Source organism: Limosilactobacillus walteri (genome assembly GCF_014830205.1).
GTDB classification, from domain to species: Bacteria; Bacillota; Bacilli; order Lactobacillales; family Lactobacillaceae; genus Limosilactobacillus; species Limosilactobacillus walteri.
On the sequence record NZ_QORN01000046.1, the window covers coordinates 1 to 3,010 of the forward strand.

Genomic DNA, 3,010 nt, shown 5'->3' on the forward strand with positions numbered 1-3,010 from the left:
TTATTTATTGCAATCTGCCAAATAAAAAAATATTTTAAAAAATTTATAAACAAGGCTGTCAAGCTTGAATAGTCATATTTTATTAAAGACTTTTTGGTAAACTTGCAGTATAAAGTTGTCTCCACCCTAAACAGAAAAAGGAGGAAAAACATGCTAAAAGAATTTAAAGAGTTTATCGCACGGGGGAATGTTATTGATATGGCAGTCGGGATTATTGTCGGGGCTGCTTTTACATCAATCGTCAAGTCATTAGTTAATAACCTTATTAATCCTCTTATTGGGATTTTCGTCGGCCGGATCGACCTTTCAAATCTAGTCTGGACAGTTGGCGATGCCCAATTTAAGTATGGAAGCTTCTTAAACGCGGTAATTAATTTCCTAATTATCTCTTTTGTTGTCTTTTTAATGGTAAAAACCATTAACCGTTTTCGCAAAAAAGAAGATAAGAAAGAAGAAGCCAAGCCAAGTGCAGAAGTACAATATCTTAAAGAAATCGTAGAATTATTAAAAGATAAAAAATAAAGAAATAGCTACTTTATCGCTAATAATGATAGGTAAATAGCTATTTCTTTATTTATATAATTTATTTAAATTTTTATATCATATTATTGGCATTAATTTTATATCCTTGGTACTATCATGGTAGGGCAACAAAAGAGGTGATGATAATGTTTAAGAAGAAAGTTAGTCCTACAAATAACAACGAAAAGGACATTAGCGCATATCAAAAAGGGTACAATCGGGCCGTTAAAGATTATAAGGCACTAGAGCCATTTCGTAAGTATCCGCAACGGATTATTAATGTTACTAATAGGTTTATTAGAGGTAAGATGCATGCGCTTCAAGACTATGTAAATGGTTATGAAGACGCGAAGCAACAACTTTCTAAGAAATAAATGTTATTAACTGGTCTTCTCCTCTCTTAATTATTGTTTTGCAAGTTCGATTAACTTCACCTGCAAACCGCATTTTATTAGCGCAAGCATATCGGATAGGTATTATTTTTCCTCATTCGAACGGTTACAGTCACTGATTACTTAATCAAACATCGTAAGTAATTTTTACAGTTAATGTAATTGAGGTTGATGGATGGTGGGCTGTCCATCAATTCCATGCGGACCCTAAGGAGGGATGTCTTATGTTGTTCAATGTTATTTTTTGGATCTTAGCTATTTGGTTTGTTATTAACGTTATTTGGATGTGGTTCCAACTTAACAATCAAATACTACAAAAGACTTTCGCTTGGATCAACGTTTGTGCAATTGTTATTGGTTTTTGGGTTTACTATGGTGTATCACACGATGCAAGCGCAATCAATGGTTGGTTTATCGCTATGGATTGGGTAAACATCGCGATTGCAGCTATCCAATTCTACTTTGGCTATCGGACTAGTGAAGATAGCACAACACACCACTCCGCTAACTAATTTAATAATTAACAAGCAGATTTTTGAAGAAACTGGTACTAAATGGTACCGCGAATTAAAGCAATGATAACGTGGCGAGGAGAAAACCTAATTCATCGAATTTTCGTTTCCCCACCTCTATAAAGATCATTGGGTTCAGAGTATTTTTAATATTCTGGACCTTTTGCATTTTAAACAAGCTAAGATTGGTTAAGGTTAAGGACCGTTTGTGACTTAAACCTTATAGTTATCTGCCACGTTATCTTGCCATCGGTCGGTAAAATAAATAGTAGAGGCCGAGCGAAACAAAAGTTTTTCTTAGCCTCTACTTCTTGATGATTAAATTGTTTACTTCTGCGCTCGCGCCATTGCTTCTTCGTAATCCTTTGTACCAACAAATACTTCATGGGTGTAAGGATTAATATCCATTGCTTTAGCCCGTTTCCAAATGATTGCGAAAACCACAACATTAATTGCTAATGATAATACGGCGATAATTCCCATCATATGTGGATCAGCTGCTTCGGGATGAACAGTTGGATTCATCGCCCCATTCTTATATAACACTGGTAACACTGAAAACTTACTGCTATCCTGGAATTCTGGAATTACTTGTGCAAACATGCACCAAATTGCCAAAGTATTAGCCCGGTTCTGAATCCAGCCACCCATGTTCCAAAAGGCAGCCGCAAATGTTGGGGCTAGCAATAGCGCTACCCCACAATACCATGAATGCGTAGGTAAGTTATTATAAGTATATTCAAAGTTCCAAACATCATAGGCAAGGATGAAAAGCCAAGTCATGTCAGGCCATAACATATCATCCTCATTTTTGGAAGAATAAATTCCCCACCAGCCAGTCATACAAAATACATTGATAATACCGGCGATTCCGTTAAGGACATTCCACCAACCACCGTAAAGCCAGACACCTTCAGAGGAAAGCCACCATTGGCTTCCGGTTGTTTGCAATGCATTCATTCCACGAATAGCCGATTCAAAATCGCTCCCCACAGCAATAAAAATGTTAATCGCCACAATTACAAACGGAAAGCACTTAAACCAATACGCCTTACCCAGGTGCCCCCAGTGGTATTTTAAGATCATAAAACCAATACAACCAAAGGTAGCTGCATATAGTTTTGCATAGTGGAACCAACTATTCATATGGACATATGTTTGATTATGAAGGGCCCACGATTGGCCTTTGGCTGCACAGATATAAATAATTGCAAAATAAATCGTTAAAACAACTGGCAAGACCACAAAGAATAAAAGCCCGCCCAACTTGCTTCGTCGAGCAATTTCGTTGGCAATAATCAAACAAACAAATACCAATATCCAACCTAATAGTTGCCATCCTGATTGACTACCATAAACTTGGAATAACATAATATCTCCTCCCTTAAGATATTTAAGAAACCGCTTACAATAGTTTCTACATTAATTGTACTAAGTATCATTAAGGGATTAAAGACTTATTAACGGCTATTTGTCTCGTTCATCGATAATTAATTAACAAAAGTATAAATTTAAAACAACAAAGCAGAGCAGGCTATTACAGTCTACTCTGCTTTGTTTATTTAGGCTCTACAATATTAAGTA

Annotated in this window: 4 protein-coding genes; 3 read left to right on the top strand and 1 reads right to left on the bottom strand. The window is 36.1% G+C overall.

Going from position 1 to position 3,010, the window contains the following annotated elements; genetic code table 11:
- Window positions 1-150 precede the first annotated feature (150 nt).
- The 3 genes from mscL (at window position 151) to DTK66_RS09725 (ending at window position 1,426) form a co-directional block, all read left to right on the top strand.
- Entirely contained in the window at window positions 151-522 is a 372-nt protein-coding gene (gene mscL / locus DTK66_RS09715; RefSeq protein ID WP_153930024.1) for a large-conductance mechanosensitive channel protein MscL, read from the top strand.
- A gap of 146 nt (window positions 523-668) precedes the next feature.
- Entirely contained in the window at window positions 669-896 is a 228-nt protein-coding gene (locus DTK66_RS09720) for a hypothetical protein (protein ID WP_153930025.1), read from the top strand.
- A 242-nt stretch (window positions 897-1,138) separates the two neighbouring features.
- Window positions 1,139-1,426 (top strand): hypothetical protein, encoded by a 288-nt coding sequence (locus DTK66_RS09725; protein ID WP_153930026.1) that lies wholly within the window; start codon window positions 1,139-1,141, stop codon window positions 1,424-1,426.
- A gap of 327 nt (window positions 1,427-1,753) precedes the next feature.
- Here the strand turns inward: DTK66_RS09725 and DTK66_RS09730 are convergent, their stop codons facing one another.
- Entirely contained in the window at window positions 1,754-2,797 is a 1,044-nt protein-coding gene (locus DTK66_RS09730) for a DUF5692 family protein (protein WP_191668535.1), read from the bottom strand.
- Window positions 2,798-3,010: the final 213 nt, after the last annotated feature.